General features: G+C 59.9%; 14 protein-coding genes. 7 read left to right on the top strand and 7 right to left on the bottom strand.

Features of this window, described 5'->3' with window-relative positions; genetic code table 11:
• Window positions 1-34: 34 nt before the first annotated feature.
• From IP76_RS21715 to IP76_RS21695, 5 genes are read left to right on the top strand one after another with little or no spacing between them, the layout of a single operon-like run.
• Window positions 35-982, top strand: coding sequence for a hypothetical protein (locus tag IP76_RS21715; RefSeq protein ID WP_054160333.1), 948 nt, complete (start codon window positions 35-37; stop codon window positions 980-982).
• Window positions 979-1,854 carry a ThiF family adenylyltransferase gene (locus IP76_RS21710; protein ID WP_054160332.1) on the top strand — a complete coding sequence of 292 codons (876 nt, stop codon included), beginning with the start codon at window positions 979-981 and terminating at the stop codon, window positions 1,852-1,854. Before IP76_RS21715 ends, IP76_RS21710 begins: the two co-directional genes overlap by 4 nt.
• Window positions 1,851-3,056, top strand: a complete 1,206-nt coding sequence (locus IP76_RS21705) for a hypothetical protein (RefSeq protein WP_054160331.1) — start codon at window positions 1,851-1,853, stop codon at window positions 3,054-3,056. The genes IP76_RS21710 and IP76_RS21705 overlap by 4 nt, the downstream gene beginning before the upstream one ends.
• On the top strand, window positions 3,040-4,146 hold the full coding sequence (locus tag IP76_RS21700) for a GNAT family N-acetyltransferase (protein ID WP_054160330.1): 1,107 nt from the start codon (window positions 3,040-3,042) through the stop codon (window positions 4,144-4,146). The genes IP76_RS21705 and IP76_RS21700 overlap by 17 nt, the downstream gene beginning before the upstream one ends.
• The gene (locus tag IP76_RS21695) at window positions 4,143-5,150 is read left to right on the top strand and encodes a hypothetical protein (protein WP_054160329.1); all 1,008 of its coding nucleotides are present in this window, start codon (window positions 4,143-4,145) and stop codon (window positions 5,148-5,150) included. Before IP76_RS21700 ends, IP76_RS21695 begins: the two co-directional genes overlap by 4 nt.
• A gap of 34 nt (window positions 5,151-5,184) precedes the next feature.
• Here IP76_RS21695 and IP76_RS21690 read toward each other — a convergent pair whose 3' ends face one another.
• The 3 genes from IP76_RS21690 to IP76_RS21680 form a co-directional block, all read right to left on the bottom strand.
• Window positions 5,185-8,583 (bottom strand): acyl-[ACP]--phospholipid O-acyltransferase, encoded by a 3,399-nt coding sequence (locus IP76_RS21690; protein WP_054160328.1) that lies wholly within the window; start codon window positions 8,581-8,583, stop codon window positions 5,185-5,187.
• Between the two features lie 90 nt (window positions 8,584-8,673).
• Complete coding sequence (locus IP76_RS21685; protein ID WP_054160327.1) at window positions 8,674-8,952, bottom strand: YiaA/YiaB family inner membrane protein; 279 nt, start codon at window positions 8,950-8,952, stop codon at window positions 8,674-8,676.
• 41 nt (window positions 8,953-8,993) lie between these two features.
• On the bottom strand, window positions 8,994-9,680 hold the full coding sequence (locus IP76_RS21680; protein WP_054160326.1) for a PspA/IM30 family protein: 687 nt from the start codon (window positions 9,678-9,680) through the stop codon (window positions 8,994-8,996).
• 105 nt (window positions 9,681-9,785) lie between these two features.
• On the opposite strand from IP76_RS21680, the gene IP76_RS21675 reads away from it, so the two are divergent.
• The gene (locus IP76_RS21675) at window positions 9,786-10,382 is read left to right on the top strand and encodes a TetR/AcrR family transcriptional regulator (RefSeq protein WP_054160325.1); all 597 of its coding nucleotides are present in this window, start codon (window positions 9,786-9,788) and stop codon (window positions 10,380-10,382) included.
• A gap of 72 nt (window positions 10,383-10,454) precedes the next feature.
• Here IP76_RS21675 and IP76_RS21670 read toward each other — a convergent pair whose 3' ends face one another.
• From IP76_RS21670 to IP76_RS21655, 4 genes are all read right to left on the bottom strand, one after another.
• Entirely contained in the window at window positions 10,455-12,323 is a 1,869-nt protein-coding gene (locus IP76_RS21670) for a diguanylate cyclase (RefSeq protein WP_245281541.1), read from the bottom strand.
• Window positions 12,324-12,698: 375 nt separating this feature from the next.
• On the bottom strand, window positions 12,699-13,451 hold the full coding sequence (locus IP76_RS21665) for an ABC transporter ATP-binding protein (protein ID WP_054160323.1): 753 nt from the start codon (window positions 13,449-13,451) through the stop codon (window positions 12,699-12,701).
• Window positions 13,445-14,509 (bottom strand): iron ABC transporter permease, encoded by a 1,065-nt coding sequence (locus IP76_RS21660; RefSeq protein WP_054160322.1) that lies wholly within the window; start codon window positions 14,507-14,509, stop codon window positions 13,445-13,447. Before IP76_RS21660 ends, IP76_RS21665 begins: the two co-directional genes overlap by 7 nt.
• 3 nt (window positions 14,510-14,512) lie before the next feature.
• On the bottom strand, window positions 14,513-15,643 hold the full coding sequence (locus tag IP76_RS21655; protein ID WP_054160321.1) for an ABC transporter substrate-binding protein: 1,131 nt from the start codon (window positions 15,641-15,643) through the stop codon (window positions 14,513-14,515).
• A gap of 118 nt (window positions 15,644-15,761) precedes the next feature.
• On the opposite strand from IP76_RS21655, the gene IP76_RS21650 reads away from it, so the two are divergent.
• On the top strand, window positions 15,762-16,595 hold the full coding sequence (locus IP76_RS21650) for a class I SAM-dependent methyltransferase (RefSeq protein WP_054160320.1): 834 nt from the start codon (window positions 15,762-15,764) through the stop codon (window positions 16,593-16,595).
• Window positions 16,596-16,748 lie beyond the last annotated feature (153 nt).

Below are 16,748 nucleotides of genomic sequence, written 5' to 3'. Positions count from 1 at the left end.
GCTTGCTCTCCCGGCGGCGCCTTGGATCCGAACCGTGCTCAACCCGCTTTCCATCGTCTTCAAGAAGCGCCTCGACCTGACGCTCAATACCTCGTCCGAGTTTCGTGCGCGGATCGTCGAGTTCCCCGGCCTCTGGATGAAGGCCGCGGGGCTTGCGGCGCTAAGGCAGGATCTGAAATCCGTGGCGTCCCGTGCCGTTCCGGGCGGCGATCTGGACTATGGCGTTTTCTCCGAGCATGAAGACGCACTGAACCGCACCATCATAACCCTCGTCTACCGCGTCTCCGATGGCATGCCGGTCGCCTTCAACGCGCTTCCGGTCATTTCCCTTTCCCTCTATGGAAAGCCGACCGACGTGCTGCATCTCGGTCTCGTGATGATCGATCCTGCCGTGCGCAGCCAGGGGCTTTCCTGGGTGCTTTACGGCCTCACCTGTTTTTTGCTTTTCCTGCGCAATCAGTTGCGGCCCTTGTGGATTTCCAATGTCACACAGGTCCCGGCCGTCGCTGGCATGGTGGCCGAGACATTTTCCGATGTCTTTCCCTCGCCGACCCAAGGGGCGCGGCGCGCGCTTCGCAAGCAATTGATCGCAACCGAGATCATGGGCTCGCACCGGCATGTCTTCGGCGTCGGTCCTGATGCCGGCTTCGACCCGGACCGTTTCGTCATCACGAATGCCTATACGGGCGGTTCCGACAATCTGAAGAAGACGTTCGACGCGGCACCGAAACACCGCAAGCCAGAATATAACGACTTCTGCGCCGCGGAACTCGACTATGACCGCGGCGACGATCTCCTGCAGATCGGCCAAATCGATCTCGAGGCCGCCCAGCGCTATCTGCTCGAAAGCGTGCCGCGCAATGCACTCGGCCGCCTTTCCGTCGCCGCCCTGATCGTGACCGTGCAACGCCTTGTTCTGCCTGTCATCCACTGGATGGACAGTGACCGCCAGTGGGGCATATTGAGGCCTTCCAAACGATGAGCGAATTCTCCTACCGCACTTTCACCAACCGCAATATCGGCTTCATCAGCGAGGCCGAGCAAGAGCGGCTTCACGATGCCACCATTTTCGTCTGCGGCACCGGCGGCATGGGTGGTGCGGCCATCCAGGCGCTGGTGCGCGCTGGCATTGGCCAATTGATCCTGGCGGATATCGACCAGTTTGAGGTGTCGAACCTCAATCGTCAGGTTTTCTGTTTCGCTCACACGATCGACCAGCCGAAAGCGGAGGCGACGCGTGACGTCTGCCTGACGATCAATCCCGAACTCAAGGTGACGGTCTTTGGACCCGAATGGACGGCGCATGTGGAGGCCCTCGTCTCCGAGGCTGACGTGGTGATCAACGGCACGGATGATCTGGGCGCCAGCCTGCTCCTCTATCGCACCGCCCGCAGCCACGGCAAAACGGTGATCGACGCCTATGCCTCGCCCCTACCCTCGGTCTATGTCACCCGCCCGACCGACCCCATGCCCGAAGAGCGGCTCGGATATCCGACGATCGGCACTGCCTGGAATGCCCTCAGCCCGGACCAGCGCGCCCAGGCTTTCCTCTCAGAGGCCGAGCACGTGATGGTCCATTCTTCTTCGCGCCATCATGTCGATCTCGCGCTTGCGGGCGAAGTGGTCGCCGGCAAACGCAGCCGCATGTCCTTTGCCCCCATGGTAATCTCGACCGGCATGCTGATGGCCTATGAGGCAATTAACGCGGTGCTCGGAAAGCCCCACGGGGCGGATTTCCGTGGCTGGTTCTTCAATCCGCATGCCGGCCGGGTCGAGCGTCCCCGCAATGCATTGATTGCGGCCATGCTGCGCCCTCTGGTCCGGCGCTTCCTGACGCGGCTTGCGGCACCATGAACCTCCCGCCGACGATCGCCGATACCTTCATTTCGCTTGCGGCCTTTCTCGGCCTGATCGTGCTGATCCGCGCGATACGCTCCTTCGACGCCGGCAGCCCGCAGACACGCCGCTTCCTGTTCGGCCTTCGGGTTCTTGCCGTCTTGATGGTCAGCCGCGTCCTGGCCTGGTGGACGGGCTTTTTCGTCTTTGAAGCGGCAACGATCATTGCCGCCGGCCTGGTTCCACTGGCCGCCGTTCTCGTTGCCGAAGCCCTGATGCGCCGCCATGCACCACCCCTGACCAAGTGGATCGCCGGTGGCGGGGCAGCGAGTTTCGCCGTGCTTGCCTTCCTCCCCGACGCGCTCTTCGGTCCATGGCTGTTGATCGGCCTCTTCCTCTACCAGTTGCTGACCCTCGCCCTTGCAGGCCACATGGCCGTTACGCGGGATCGCAAGAGCCTATCGCGAGCTGAAAACCAGGCTGTCGACCGGATAGCCCTGTCTTTGCTCCTTATTCTGCCGCTCTTGATTACCGACTTTCGCTCCACCCATGTGGACTTTCCCGTGCGGCTTGGCGGCGTGGCAATCCTCTTTCTCTGCTGGCTGCTGATCAGCCTTGGCCAACGCACGGTCAGCCACCGCGACACCGTGGTCTCGTTTGTCATTCTGACAGCAGTATCGCTCATTGCAGCGCTTGCCATCGTGCTGGAGGCGGGCTTCGACACGGCAGCGCTGATCCGGACGGCAAGTGTTGTCACTTCTGCCGCCCTCGTTGCCGTGATTTGGAAGGACAGTCTCAGCCTGCGCATGGAACAGCGGCGCCAGAGCCTCATTCGCCACCTTGCCGAAGACCGCATCGACGACACCATGGGCTTTCTCAAGGAATTGCAGATCCATCCCATGGTGGAGGGCGCCCTGCTGCTGGAAGAGACGGATCTCGCCGACCTCGATCTGACCAGCCTCAAGACGCTTCTCTCCGCCCGGCCGCTGCTGCGCGCCTCGGAAACATCGGCACTATCCGAAGCGGAAATCGAGCAACTGGCCTGGCTCTTCGAAAAATACGAGGCGACGCATGTCATGCTCGTCTCCAAGAAACCCTTCCGGCTGATTGCACTCAACATGCCCTCCGTCTCCGCCACGCCCGGCGCAGAAACGGAATTGAAAGTCGTCCAGCGCATGGCCTTGTTAATCTCGGAGCGGACCCATGATCGACATCCGTGAGGGTGACATCAACGCCTTTTTCGCGGCGCCCTTTGCCGCATATGGCAAAGCCTCGCCCTATATCTCTCCGATGCTGAGCGATCTTCGGCGCTTTCTCTCGGCCAAGACCAACCCGCTCTTCGAGACTGCCGACGATTTCGCCATTTTCACCGCGCATGAAAACGGGGCGGTCCGCGGCCGTATCACCGCCCATGTCCATCGCGCCTCGAACCTTCGGTTCGGCCTCGGCCGCTGCTATTTCGGATACTTCGATTGTGTCGATGATGAACAAGTAGCCGCAAGCCTGCTTGAGCGCGCGGAAGACTGGGGCCGAAGCCGCGGCTTTTCCGAGATCATCGGCAATTTCAATCTGACGGCCATGCAGCAGATCGGCATCATGACCGACGGTTTCGAGCATGCTCCCTACACGGACCAGATCTGGGGACCACCCCATTTGCCGAAGCTTCTGGAAAGCCGCGGCTACAGCCCATCCTTTCCTATGACCACTTTCGAGATCGATCTGCGCACAGCCCCTCTCGACGGCATTCTGAAGAGTTCCGCGATGCAGGCGCTGCTCGCTGACGGCTTTGCCTTTTCGCCGATCCAGCGCTCCACACTCGATCGGCGACTGGAAGACTCGCGGCTGATCCTCAACGAGAGCTTCATCGACAACCCGATGTTCGTGCCGGTCAGCCGGGCAGAATATGAGTTTCAGGCCAAGGAGATGAAATGGATCATGGATCCCCGCATCTCCGCCGTCGCCGAAAAGGACGGGGCTCCGGCAGGCGCGGTTATTGCCATCCCTGATGTGAACCCGATGCTGAAGGCCATGGGATCGCGCATCGGACTTTCCGCGCCGTGGCATCTGATCAAACATCGGCTGAAACGACGCCGGGCGGTCGTCATCTTTCAGGGTGTCAAACCTGCTTTTCAGGGTCGAGGGCTTAATCCCCTGATGCTCGCCCATGTGCTTGGCCAGATGAAATCCGCTGGATATCAGACTGTCGGCGGCACCTGGATTGCCGACTCCAATGCCGCAAGCCTTCGTCAGGCTGAGAAGGCCGGTGCTCGACCACTTCATAAACTTCATCTCTTTGGCAAGACCCTATGACCCAGCTCGATCTCTCCACTTTCCAGACACTTGCCGCCGAGGCCAATCGCGCGCCGTCCGTCCACAATACCCAGCCGGCTCGCTTTGCCATGGACGAGACTGGTCGGCTTCTCGTACTGGCAGACCTCTCTCGCCATCTCGCCGTTGGAGACCCAACCGGACGCGACATGGGTCTGTCCTGCGGTACGGCGCTTGAAGGCATGGTAATGGCACTGGCTGATCGTGGTCTCGGCGCGAGCGTCGAGGACTGCTGGGCTCAGGATCTCGAAGTCCGTGCCGGCTACCGGCTGGCGGCACGCCTCACGCTTGGCGGTGAGGCGAAGGCCTCAGACCTCTCCGCCTATGCGGAAAAGCGCTTCACCTGGCGCGGGGCATTTTGCCCCACTACCGCCGAGATCCGGATGGCGCTCGATGGGTGGGTAGCGCAGCAGGATGACGTGATCTCCGCTTCCGGCCCGGAGGCGCTGTCCTTTGTCGCAACCCTCAATGACGAGACGAGCCTTGGCATCATGAGGGACTGCGCCTTCCGCGACGAACTCGTCAGCTGGATGCGGCTTTCGCTGGGACACCCGAATTACGCGACGGATGGGCTCAACCTTGAGGCCCTGCATATGGGCCGGCTAGAAGGCGCACTCGCCGGCAAGGTGCTGGCGTCTCCGCTGTTCGACATTGCGGATCGTTTGAGGCTTGGCAAATCGCTGGTCTCCGAAGCCGCCAAGACCCTGAGTGCGACGGCTTGTCTGCTGTTTTACCGCCCATTTGACGAAAGCCCGGTCACGACGGGCCGGGCCTTCTATCGATTCTGGCTGGGCTTTTCCCGGCTTCGTCTTGCGGGCTGGCCGATGGCATCACTGGCTGACATGCCTGAGGCCGCAGAGGCGATGGGCCAACGTTTTGCCGTGCCATCCGGTCATCGCCTGATCAATGTGCTGCGCGTCGGTCCCGCACCTGCCGGCATGGCGAAATATCGCCTGCCAGCGCCAGAGCTTGTGCTCATGGACTGAAGGGGCCGGCCTTCGCCGACCCCTCATCAAGCGGTCAAGCCGCCTCTTCGGATTTCGCTCGCTCTGACAGCATCTTCTGCGCACTGACAAAGTCGACCTTGCCGGAGCCGAGTACAGGCACCGTGCCGACCTGGACCTCGGCTGGCACCATCATGTCCATAGCCCCCTTTTCCTTCGCAAAGCGCAGGAATGCGGCGCGGGTCGCGTCGGGCTGATCCGTCAGCAGCACCAGACGTTCTCCTTTGCGGGCATCGGGAAGCGAGACGACAACGGAGAGTTTTCCGGACCAAAGTTCGCCAGCCAGGGCCTCGACGGCCGCCAGCGAGACCATTTCCCCGCCAATCTTGGCGAAACGCTTGGCGCGGCCCCGGATGGTGATGAACCCTTCGTCGTCGACCGTGACGATGTCGCCAGTGTCATGCCAGCCATCCGGGGTCGGCTCCAACACGCCGGGGTTTTCGGCCCGGAGATAACCCGCCATGACATTGGCGCCGCGCACGAACAGACGCCCGCCGTCATCGACACCCGGCACGGCGTCCAGCCGGTATTCCATACCTGGCATGATCTTGCCGACGCTACCGGCCTTATTGAACATCGGCGTGTTAAGCGCGATGACCGGTGCGGCTTCCGTCACACCATAGCCTTCGAGAATGCGCACGCCGAACTTTTCCATGTAGAGCGCACGTGTCGTGGCACGCACCGGTTCGGCTCCGGCGAAGCAATAGCGGATGGAGCGGAAATCATAGGGATGCGCCGTCCGGGCATAGCCGTTGAGGAAGGTATCCGTACCAAAGATGATAGTGGCATTGGAGGAATAGATCAGCTCCGGGATGATCCGGTAGTGCAGTGGCGACGGATAGAAATAGACCGGCACGCCGGAGACCAGCGGTAGGATGGTGCCAGCGGTCAGGCCGAAGGAGTGGAACACCGGCAGGATGTTGAACACCTTGTCGCCAGCGTGGAAATCGATGCGGGACGCGGCCTGCGCGGCATTCGACAGGATGTTGCGGTGGGTGAGCACGACACCCTTTGGCGTACCTTCCGAGCCTGAGGTGAACAGGATCACCGCGGCATCATCTGCCTTGCGCTTCGCCAGCGGCCGCCCCTTGCGCAGGAAGCCCAGCGCCTTGTCTGCAAAGCCAATGGTCTGGCGCAGGTCGTCGAGCCAGACGATCTCGACCGCCTTCGCCATGTCATCCAGCACTGGACCGAGCTTGGCCTGCGTAACGAAGGCACGAGACGTCAGCACGCGGCGCACGCCAGCTGCCTTGCAGGCCGACAGGATATTGCTGGAACCGGCCGTGAAGTTGAGCATGGCCGGAACTTTGCCAGCGGACATGACGCCGAGAAGCGTGGCGACGGATCCATTGGCATTGGGAAGCAGAACGCCGAGCGTTTCGTCATCGGGATAGAGGTTGCGGAACTTGGCGCCGAGGACTGCGGCACCGGTCAGCAGCTTGGCATAGGTCAGGGAACCGGTCACCGGGTCCTGGATCGCCAGACGGCCCATGCCGCGATCCGTCGCCGTTTCGATGATCTTTTCGAGCACGGTGGTGCTGGTATTGGTCGTGGTGAACATCAGCATGGACATCACCTGATAGAGTTCTGCGCCCGCCGCCATGCGGCGCTTGCGACCCTTCAACTCAGCAGGAACCGTCAGGCGGACCGGCGGCAGGATCGTCACCTTTACCTTTGGGAAAAGCCGCCTGCGTACATGCTGCGCGGAGAGGCGCGAGAAATAGCTCTTTTCCAGCCCGTCTATGCGGACCGGAACGACCATCGCGCCGGTTTTGTCAGCCACCATGGCCGCACCGTCATAGACCTTCATCAGCGCGCCCGTCACCGTGATGCGACCTTCAGGGAAGATGACCAGCGGCTCGCCATTGTTGACCGTCTTGATCAGCGTGCGCGTCGCCATCGGCTTAGAGGGATCGAGCGGCAGGAAGTTGCACATCTTGAGGAAGGGTTTCACCCACCAGGCCTGAGCAATGGTGTAGTCGACGGCAAAGGTTGGCTCGTCTTCGGTGAGCGCCAGCGCCAATGCACCGTCGAGGAAGGAGACATGGTTGAGCGCGATGATCGGCGCCTTACCGGCCTTTTTCAGATTGTCGAGGCCATCGACCTCAAGCCGCAGGAATGCGCGGAACAGAATAGAGATGAAATCACGGAAAGCGTTGGTCGGCAGCGTGCGCAGCATGACCCAGGATGCAACAATGTTGGTGACCGCAAGTCCAGCCAGAAGCATTGGGGTTGCAGCACCGGCGGCCTGCAGGGCGGCAACCACACCGCCACCCACCGTCATGAAACCGGCCGACAGTACATTGGCGGCACCAATGACGCGCGAGCGATGCTCCTCTTCCGCCCAGGCCTGCAGTGCCGCAAATGTGGGCACAACGAGGAAGGCGCCGGCAATCGCCATACCGGCCAGATCAATCGCAATGCGGATCGTATAAGGGCCCGCGAAGAAGGCCGAAAGAGATGCGGCAGGAGTTGTGACATCCACCTGGGCGACACTCCAGGCGAGATCAAGACCGAAGAGGCCCATGATCAGGGTGCCGACAGGGGCCGGCAGAAGCACGATGCGGCCAGCCGACATCCAGGCCGCGATGGCAGAACCTGCACCCACGGCAAGCGCGAAGACGGCGAGATAAGCGGTGATCGCGGTTTCGCTGCCGCCGAGATTGCCCTTCACCATCGGCGGGAGCAGCGAGAGCACGATGGCCCCAACGAGCCAGAACCAGGAGGCCATCAATGCCGAACGCCACAGGCGCTTGTCGCCACGCAGCGCATTGACAAGGCGGCCTGTCGAGCGGAACACATTGTGCTCGATGGCAAGATCCGGCGCCTTGGCGCCGACGCGGGGAATAAAGCGACTGGACAGCCAGCAGGCAACCGCAAGACCGAGCATCATCGGTCCGAAAAGCCAGGGATCAACGCCATCGGTGGCCGCAAGACCTGCGACAAGCGTGCCGGCCAGGATCGCTATGAAGGTTGCGCCCTCAATCCAGGCATTGGCGCGCGGCAGGTCCTTGCGCTCCAGATGATCGGGAAGGATGCCGTATTTGACCGGACCGAACAGCGCGGAAATGATACCGAAAAGGAAGAGTGCGATCATCAGGACCGTGATCGAATGGAAGGCAAGCCCAAGCACCGCAACGGCTGCGGCCACAAGTTCCACCCGCTTCAGACGCTCTGCCATGACAGCCTTGTCGAACTTGTCGGCAAGCTCACCGCCCAGGGCCGAGAAGAGGAGGAACGGCGCCATGAAGACAGCACCGGCAAGCGTGACCAGCGAGGCGGCCTGATCCGCGGCCACAGTCGCAAGGATCAGGAAGACCAGGGTGTTCTTCAAGAAATTATCGTTGAAGGCCGAAAGGAACTGGGTCCAGAAGAGTGGCGCAAAACGCCTGGAGGTCATGAGATTCTGTTGCACTGCACATCTCCCTTTTGTGGGACTGATAGAGAGAAAGCCTTGCCGTTTCTTTCATGAGTTGAAGAAATTCCCGGCAAGGTCAATCTGTGGTTAAACGTCATCACTCTTCATGCCGAGAAGCAGTTTTTCGGTCTTGGCGTCATCGATGCGGCGCAAAAGCTTGTCGGCTTCCTGGTTGTCGCGCAGCGTCTTGGTAACGTTGACCGTTGTCTGGACCAGCATGAGGATGCCCATGGTGAGGTAGCCTTTGCCCCAGAGATCGAGTGGCATCATGTAGAGCCCCAAGCCCAGCATGAAGGCGGCGAGGCCGAAGCTGGCGTAGGAAAAGCTTGTCCAGGCAGACGAATGTTTCATCAGACTGTCGTTCATGGTCGTGGTTCCCCTGATTTGTTCGGTTGAGCTCGTTCGGTTCAATGGGACGTGTTCATGCGACTGCGCAGGCGCTCAAGCACCTCGTCAGCACTGGTGACGAGCGGGCGTCCGCAACCGGCGGCGGCCAGTCGTTCGACCAGGGCGGACGGATCGGAGTCGGCCTCCAACGACGCCAAAGCTTCGGCCGTCAATTCTGACTGGCGCTGGCGCTGCTCGAGGCGTGCCAATGTTGCTTCCGCATCGGCCAGTGTTGAAAGGTCTTCACCTGGGACATCGGCGGTGAGCTTGCGAGTGCGCTCGCGGGCCACGGCGAGCCGCTCTCCGCGCCGGAGCGCTGCAAGCCGCATCTCGCTTTGTCGAACAGCCTGCCGCAAGCGCTCTATACCGGTCGCGAATTCAGACTGTACCTGACGGGCATTCTGCAATTCGGTCTCAAGGCGGGCGATGGAGGATGCCGCTTCGGCGGCCAGGTCGTTGCGATCCTTTTCAAGCGCAGCAATGGCTCGCGTCTCAAGGTCGGCAATACGCTTGGAGAGCCGCTCGGCGTTTTCCGCCTCGATCCGGTTCTGCGCCATGGCAACGGCCACAGCGCGCCTTGCGGCTTCAACACCGCGAGCAGCATCCCGGACCTGCTGGGCAAGGATGGGAAGCGCATGGTGATAGGTGAAGGCTTCTTGTGCCTCATACGTTCGGCCGCGCATCAATGTCAGTATCTGTTTGAACATCTGCGTTTTCCCCTATATGAACAACGTTCAATAATGTTGTCGCACAGAAATGAACGCCGTTCAATATAAAAAATGAACAACGTTCATTGAGGGAGGATCGGATTAATGGCGAACCAACCGGGGCACAAAAAGGAGGACCTGAAAACACGGCTGATCACAGCCGCCAGGGAGCTGATCCAAGAACAGGGTCTCAAGGGGCTGAGGGCACGAGACATTGCCGAACGCGCCGGTTCAGCCCTTGGAAGCCTCTACACGGTGTTCGAAGATCTGGACGCTCTTGTACTCACCGTGAATTCGGGAACGCTGAAGCGGATGGAAACCGCTCTCTCAGAAGCCATTGCCGAAGCAGAGGCCATCGACCAGATCTATGCCAGCCTATCGCTTGCCTATTTGCGTTTTGCCGTTTGCAACCGAAATCTGTGGTTCGCTCTTTTCGAGCACCGCATGCCCGAAGGCGTGGCGGTACCGGATTGGCATATTGCCGAACATGCCTTTCTGATCGGCTTCATCGCCGCACCGCTTGCTCGGAACATGCCCAACGCGTCCGCGCCAGACATCGCCATCCGGGCGAGGACCATATTTGCCGCCATTCACGGGGTGATTTCTATTAGCCTGGAAAACCGCTTTGTCGGGATTGCTCCAGAACGGCTGGAGCAGGAAGTCGAGACGCTCGCTCGGCTGCTGGCGAAGAATGTGAATTGAACCATTCGGACTTGGGTGCGATCCGAACCTGAATTTGGGGCACAGAGGGTCACTTACAGCTCTTTAAAATCCTCAGGAGCGGGAGGCCGACTTCCTTTCGCGGTCGTCCTCCAGACGCTGGAAGCCAACGCAGTCACGCCCGGCGCCTTTTGCCTGATAAAGCGCAAGGTCGGCGCGCGCGACAAGTTCCGCCGCGTTGGAAATCAGAGACTGCGATGACAGGACCGTTGCACCGATACTCACCGTCACGCTACCGAATTCGCTACCTTCGTGTTGGATAGCAAGGTCACGGATGGACTGTCGAAGCCTGTCAGCGATGGCAATAGCCTTGTCAGCCCTGGTGTCTGGAAGCAGGATCGCGAATTCTTCACCACCAAATCGCGCGGCGAGATCCGATGAACGGCGGGCCGCTTTACTGATGCATCCGGCCACTTTACGCAAACATTCATCCCCAGCCATATGACCATAGGTATCGTTGAAGCGCTTGAACCTGTCGACATCGACCAACAAAAGAGACAAGGGCCTGCTGCTGCTGAGGGCGTGATTGAATTCTCGCGACAAGGCGTTGTCAAACGACCGACGATTGGCAAGTCCGGTGAGACTATCCGTCTCGGCAAGACCCTTCATTTGTTCGGCGAGTTCTCGCAGCGACTGCTCGGATTCCTTCAACGCCGTGATATCCGACACCAGAGCCAGAACGCGCTGGTCTTCGGTGACACGCGTACGCAATGATAGCCAGCGCCCGTCCGCGAGAGCAAGGATCTCATCCTTGTTGACGAACAGCTGACGCCCCGCTTCCTGGATGACATCCTCTGCCAGGTCGATCGGAAGATCCTTGCGCTCGCCGTTTCGCACGGAGGCTCTGATAATGTCCGTTATATGGGCACCCTTGCAGCGGGCATATGCGGAGCGCGGGAATAGAGCCTGGTACTGTTCATTGCAGAAAACGATCCGCCCGTCCGGATCGAACATGGCAAGGCCATCCGACATTTCGGCCATGGCTTGCGCCATCACGTTCCGGCTCGCGCGAAGCTCCTGCTCAAGATTTTTCTTCTCGGTGATATCTACGGTCACACCGGACAGGCCGACGAGATTTCCTTGGCGGTTGCGCAGGGGAACCTTGGACGTCGAGTACCAGCGAGGCTCTTTGCCTTCCTCAACCAGGAATTCCTCGAACCGTTCAAGCGGCTTGCCGGTGGCGAGAATTTCCTCCTCAATCGCGATCAACTCATCGGCACGTTCTTTCGAAGTCAGATCATAATCCGTCAGCCCGATCATCTCGGAGGAGCGCGTTCTGCCATTGTGGCGCGCCACTCGAAGGTTGGTCGCGACAAATCTGTGCTGCAGATCCTTCACATAGTGGTAGTCTGGTGCCTGCGTCAGAGCGGCGTAGAGAATGTCCCGTTCCAGAGTGAAACGGCGAAAATAAGCAAGATAGAATCCGATTGATGCAGTTGCTGCAAAATTCAGGGTGGCGATGGGAAGGCCAACCTCTTTGAGCGCCCGATCAAAGGCCTCCTGAGACAGGAGGGACAAGACAGCGACGGACAGGCATCCCGCAAGCGCCGCGGCCGAAAAAATGGTTGCCGCGTGCTCAACCGGTCGCTTTCCCGCGATGAACCAAAGGCCAAGCCCCAAGATCATCACGATGCCAATTGATACCAAGCCCGGCACGACACCCGCCCCGCCCAGATAGATGCGGAACGATGCGGCCATGACTGCAGCAACAAGGGCGGCAAGAGGCCCGCCAAATACGGCAGCCGACTCGATGATTGCGAGGCGCAGGTCAAAGATGATGCCCTGATCGAACTCCACGGCGAGCAACATCGAGGACATGGCAGCAAAACCCAGCGCCAAGCCGAGGCCCGCACTCTGCTTGACGGCTGAAAGCCTGTACAATCGATAGGAAACATGCGTCCAGATCGAAACAATCAACGCCACGGCAGCGAGATTCCCGACCAGGACTTGCCAAGCACTACTCATTCGCCCCTGAACCCAACGGAATACCAGGCCAATGGTCCAGCAAGCTTCCGTGACTTGCAGCGCCAGAACACCCGATCCAACCAACCTCGAACCACACCGGCCCTGGCCCCGTTGCCGAGGGTCAAAAATGACTGCCCTCTTCCAAATCTGCGGAAACAAGCGGTCAAGAGGACGCTTCGCGATCAGATCCGATCATTCATCACGACGATTATCAGGAACCACTAAATTTTCAGTTTACCATTCACCTGTTCAGGGCCACATGGCATTAAACTAAAGTTGAATAGGGCGCTTCGGGTTTAGATTGACGATGGCCTTCGGGGGAGGCGGCGGCAATCAAAGAGCGCCATCGACAATCACCATCGGTCGGCCGCGTGAGCATGTCTCGATACGGGCGTCGACGCGGTAGATGTCACGCAACATGGAGGACGTGATGACATCCCCCGTCGAGCCGCTCGATGCCATCTCGCCATTCGCAATGACGATCGTGTTTGTGCAATAACGAAGGGCATGGTTCAGGTCATGCAAGGCCATCAACACGATCATGCCGGTGCGGGCGGCAAGATCAGCGACGAATTCGAGCACGTCGATCTGGCGGTGCAGATCGAGCGCCGAGGTCGGCTCATCCATCAAAAGAACCTCGGGCTTGCGGACCAGCGCCTGACCAAGGGAGACCAGCTGCCGCTGACCGCCGGACAGTGCGTCAAGACCGCGAAACGCAATATCCTCGATCCGCAGAGCCTTGAGGATTGCATCGATCTCGAAGAGTTCGTCATCGTGGACCCGCCAACCTCCACCTTGCTTGGCAGAGAGAAGCATCGACTCGTAGACCGAGAGCACGGCATTCGAGCCCGTGTCCTGGGGCATGTAACAGATCGACCGATCACCGCGCGTGGCATCCGAGAGCTGAACGACGCCGGGGCCTGATATGATGCCAGCAATCCTCTTGAACAGGGTGGATTTCCCCGCTGCATTCGGACCGATTACCGCTGTCGTCGAGCCCGGGGTCAGAAGGTCCACCGCGACCTTGGAGAGAACCGTCGTGCGCCCATAACTGGCGCCCAGGTCCTTCAGCACCAAGCTTACCATGCGCGCCTCCGGTTCGAGAAAATCAGAATGAAGAAGAAGGGAACGCCGACAAGCGCGGTAATCACGCCGATCGGCAGGATAGCGCCTGGGATCAGGATCTTGCTGACCACAGATGTCGCCGAGAGCAGCAAGGCGCCGCAAATCACGGCACCAGGCAGGAAGAAGCGTTGATCCTCACCGACAACCATTCGGGCAATATGCGGACCAACGAGGCCGACGAAGCCGATCGTACCGACAAAGGAAACGGGGATGGCGGCCAGCAGGCTGACGATCAACATCGTGTGCAAGCGCAGGCGCCGCACGTTCACGCCCATGCTGGCGGCCTTGTCGTCTCCCAGCCGCAGGGCCGTGAGCGCCCAGGCGTTGCGGACGAATAGCGGCAAGGTAACAACGAGGATAGCAGCTGTGACATAGACCTTGTCCCAGGTCGCCTTGGTCAGGCTGCCCATGGTCCAGAAGACGACGGCCGCAAGCGCCTGCTCGGAGGCCAGATATTCGAGGAGCGACAAGGCGGCGTTGAAGGTGAAAACCAGCGCAATGCCGAGCAGGACAATCGTTTCAACCGTCACGCCACGCAAGGTCGAGGCGAAGTGAATGAAAAGTGCAGCCACCATCGCCATGATGAAGGCGTTGATCGGCACCATATATTGGACGGCACTGGGAAAGATTGCGACCCCAGAGACCAGACCGAGCGCCGCGCCAAAGCTGGCGGCGGCGGAGATGCCGAGCGTGAAAGGACTGGCAAGCGGGTTCGACAGGATCGTCTGCATCTGCGCGCCGGCAACAGAGAGCGAGGCACCGACGGTGACGGCCATCAGGGCAATCGGCATACGGATATCCCAGATGACCACACGAAGCTGGTTGCCAACGGCCTCAGGCTGAAAAAGGGCCGAGAGCACTTCGGACAGGCTGTAGTTTGCAGGCCCCAACGCCATATCGATGGCGATGCTGGCGGCCAGTGCCATGGCAAGCGCCGTCAGGATCAGGATCCGCCGGAAGGCAAGGGCGCGATACTGATCGCGCCCCGTTACCTGTGCTTCGCTCACCGCGACACTCATCGACTATTCGCCCTTCAGCGAGACGAAATATCCCGGCTTGTAGTCGAGAGGCAGGAAGCGCGCATGCAGCTCCTTGAACGTAGCGTCCGGGTCGAGATCCTTGAACAGATCGGGATGCAGCCATTTGGCAATCTGCTGGATCGCGACGAACTGATAGGGATTGTTGTAGAACTGATGCCAGATGGCGTGGACGTTACCATCCGCGACGGCCTTGATGCCGGTGAAGGCAGGTCGCTTCGTCAGGTTCTCCAACTTGCGATGCGCTTCCTTGGTGTCCGCGCCATAGCCGACGCCGACCCAGTTGCCAGCCGGCACATATTTTTCCCACATGCCACCGGTGATGATGACCTGATCAGGATTGGAGGCGATGATCTGCTCCGGATTGACAGTGCCAAAGGTGCCGGGAATGATGTCCTTGGCCATGTTCACGCCACCGGCCAGCTCGACCATTTTGCCGAAGTTCTCGTTGCCGAAGGACATGCAGCAATCATCGGAATAGCCGCCTGCCCGCTCCATGAACACGACAGGTTTGGACGGGTTGGTCTTCTCGAGCACGTCCGTTACCTTGCGGATTGCATCGGCGCGGAACGCGATAAAGTCCTCGGCGACCTTCTCCTTGCCCATCAGGGTGCCCATGATGCGCATGCTCGGCTCGGTGTTTTCCATCGGCTTTTCGCGGAAGTCGACATAGACAAGCGGGATTCCGACCTTGGCGAGCTTCTCGATGTAACCGGCTTCTTCCGTCGCAGTCTTGGCGTCGACATTCATCAGGATGACGTCGGGCTTCAGAGCCACGGCCTGCTCGATGTCGAAGGTGCCGTCCTTCATTCCACCGAAGGTCGGCAGTTTGGCAATCTCCGGATACTTCTCGAGATAGGCGGCATAGGATTCCGGATCGGCTTTCGGCAGATCATCGCGCCAGCCGACGACGTGCTGGAACGGATTAGCCTTGTCGAGCGCGGCGAGGAAGTAGATCTGACGACCTTCACCCAGGATTACGTGCTCGACCGGCACATTGACCTCAACGTCACGCCCCGTGACATCCTTGATGACGACAGGATCGGCCATTGCAGGCAGAACGGTGGAGACGAGGAGGCCAAGGGCTGAGAGCGCCGACTTGCCAGAAAAACGCATGGGATTTTTCTCCGGTGGAAACTGCCCGGCACATATTATTTGATGACTTTAATAGTCAAGATTTATCTTTTAGAAGAATTCGAAGTTGAGACAAAGACCGAACAGGCAAAGGGATCCGATGACCGAGGGTGCGAATTTTACGTTGCGGGATGAAATCAAGGCCTATTGGTCAGCACGCGCTGCAACCTTCGACCTGTCTCCCGGACACGAAATCTTTTCCGAGGAAGAACGCGCCGCCTGGCACGCGCTCTTTGAGAGACATCTCGGAAAGGGTCAGGGCCGCAAGGCGCTGGACCTTGCCAGCGGTACCGGCGTGATCTCCCACCTGATGGACGATCTTGGCTACCAGGTAACAGGGATCGACTGGTCGGAAGCCATGCTGGAGCGAGCCCGGGCGAAAGCTGCAACACGCGGCCGGATCATCCGCTTTCACCTCGGCGACGCAGAAAATACGCATGAAGCCGATAACAGTTACGACGTGATCGTCACGCGGCACCTAGTCTGGACGCTGGTCGATCCGGATGCCTGTTTCCGAGAATGGCTGCGCGTCCTCAAACCGGGCGGCAAGCTGCTCGTGATTGACGGGGACTTCGTCAACACAGGACTGGCCGAGCGGTTCGTCAAGCGACTTGCGGCCCTCCTGGAGCTGGGGGGGCTTGTGCAACCGCAGGCGCATCACGCCCCCCAGTCGATGGCCGGAACCCATGAAAGCATCCTGTCGCGCGTCCATTTCGCCCGCGGTGCGCGAGCCGAGGAGGTTAGCCGCCTGATTGAAAAAGCGGGCTTTGATAAGGTGACCACCGATACCGACATGCGGCAGATCCACAAGACCCAGGCCGCGCATTTCGGCTTCTTCAAGGCTGTCGCCCGCGGACTCCAGCACCGCTACGCCATTGTCGCGCATAAGCCTGCGGCCGATTTCGCGTCTGGAAGTTCGCTAGAAGGATCATAAAGTCTGCGGGCGCACTTGTGCAGGACCACTCATGCGGCTTTGTGACATTGAGAGCGTCACGAAGCCGCCATGCCTTGATCATCGTGAGATAAGCCCGAAAACGAAAAAGCCTGCCGCGGGAGGAGGTGCGGCAGGCTTTTCGAATAAGTGAAC

It is taken from the genome of Rhizobium sp. AAP43 (genome assembly GCF_001296045.1).
Classification (GTDB): domain Bacteria; phylum Pseudomonadota; class Alphaproteobacteria; order Rhizobiales; family Rhizobiaceae; genus Allorhizobium.
Note: the sequence above shows the minus strand (reverse complement) of the source record. Positions and strands in the feature narration are given on the sequence as shown.

What these genes read in the sequence shown, in the direction of transcription:
- IP76_RS21710 (WP_054160332.1), top strand. Translation starts at nt 979, where the DNA reads ATGAGCGAATTCTCCTACCGCACTTTCACCAACCGCAATATCGGCTTC.
- IP76_RS21705 (WP_054160331.1), top strand. Translation starts at nt 1,851, where the DNA reads ATGAACCTCCCGCCGACGATCGCCGATACCTTCATTTCGCTTGCGGCC.
- IP76_RS21700 (WP_054160330.1), top strand. Translation starts at nt 3,040, where the DNA reads ATGATCGACATCCGTGAGGGTGACATCAACGCCTTTTTCGCGGCGCCC.
- IP76_RS21695 (WP_054160329.1), top strand. Translation starts at nt 4,143, where the DNA reads ATGACCCAGCTCGATCTCTCCACTTTCCAGACACTTGCCGCCGAGGCC.
- IP76_RS21685 (WP_054160327.1), bottom strand. Translation starts at nt 8,952, where the DNA reads ATGAACGACAGTCTGATGAAACATTCGTCTGCCTGGACAAGCTTTTCC.
- IP76_RS21680 (WP_054160326.1), bottom strand. Translation starts at nt 9,680, where the DNA reads ATGTTCAAACAGATACTGACATTGATGCGCGGCCGAACGTATGAGGCA.
- IP76_RS21675 (WP_054160325.1), top strand. Translation starts at nt 9,786, where the DNA reads ATGGCGAACCAACCGGGGCACAAAAAGGAGGACCTGAAAACACGGCTG.
- IP76_RS21665 (WP_054160323.1), bottom strand. Translation starts at nt 13,451, where the DNA reads ATGGTAAGCTTGGTGCTGAAGGACCTGGGCGCCAGTTATGGGCGCACG.
- IP76_RS21660 (WP_054160322.1), bottom strand. Translation starts at nt 14,509, where the DNA reads ATGAGTGTCGCGGTGAGCGAAGCACAGGTAACGGGGCGCGATCAGTAT.
- IP76_RS21655 (WP_054160321.1), bottom strand. Translation starts at nt 15,643, where the DNA reads ATGCGTTTTTCTGGCAAGTCGGCGCTCTCAGCCCTTGGCCTCCTCGTC.
- IP76_RS21650 (WP_054160320.1), top strand. Translation starts at nt 15,762, where the DNA reads ATGACCGAGGGTGCGAATTTTACGTTGCGGGATGAAATCAAGGCCTAT.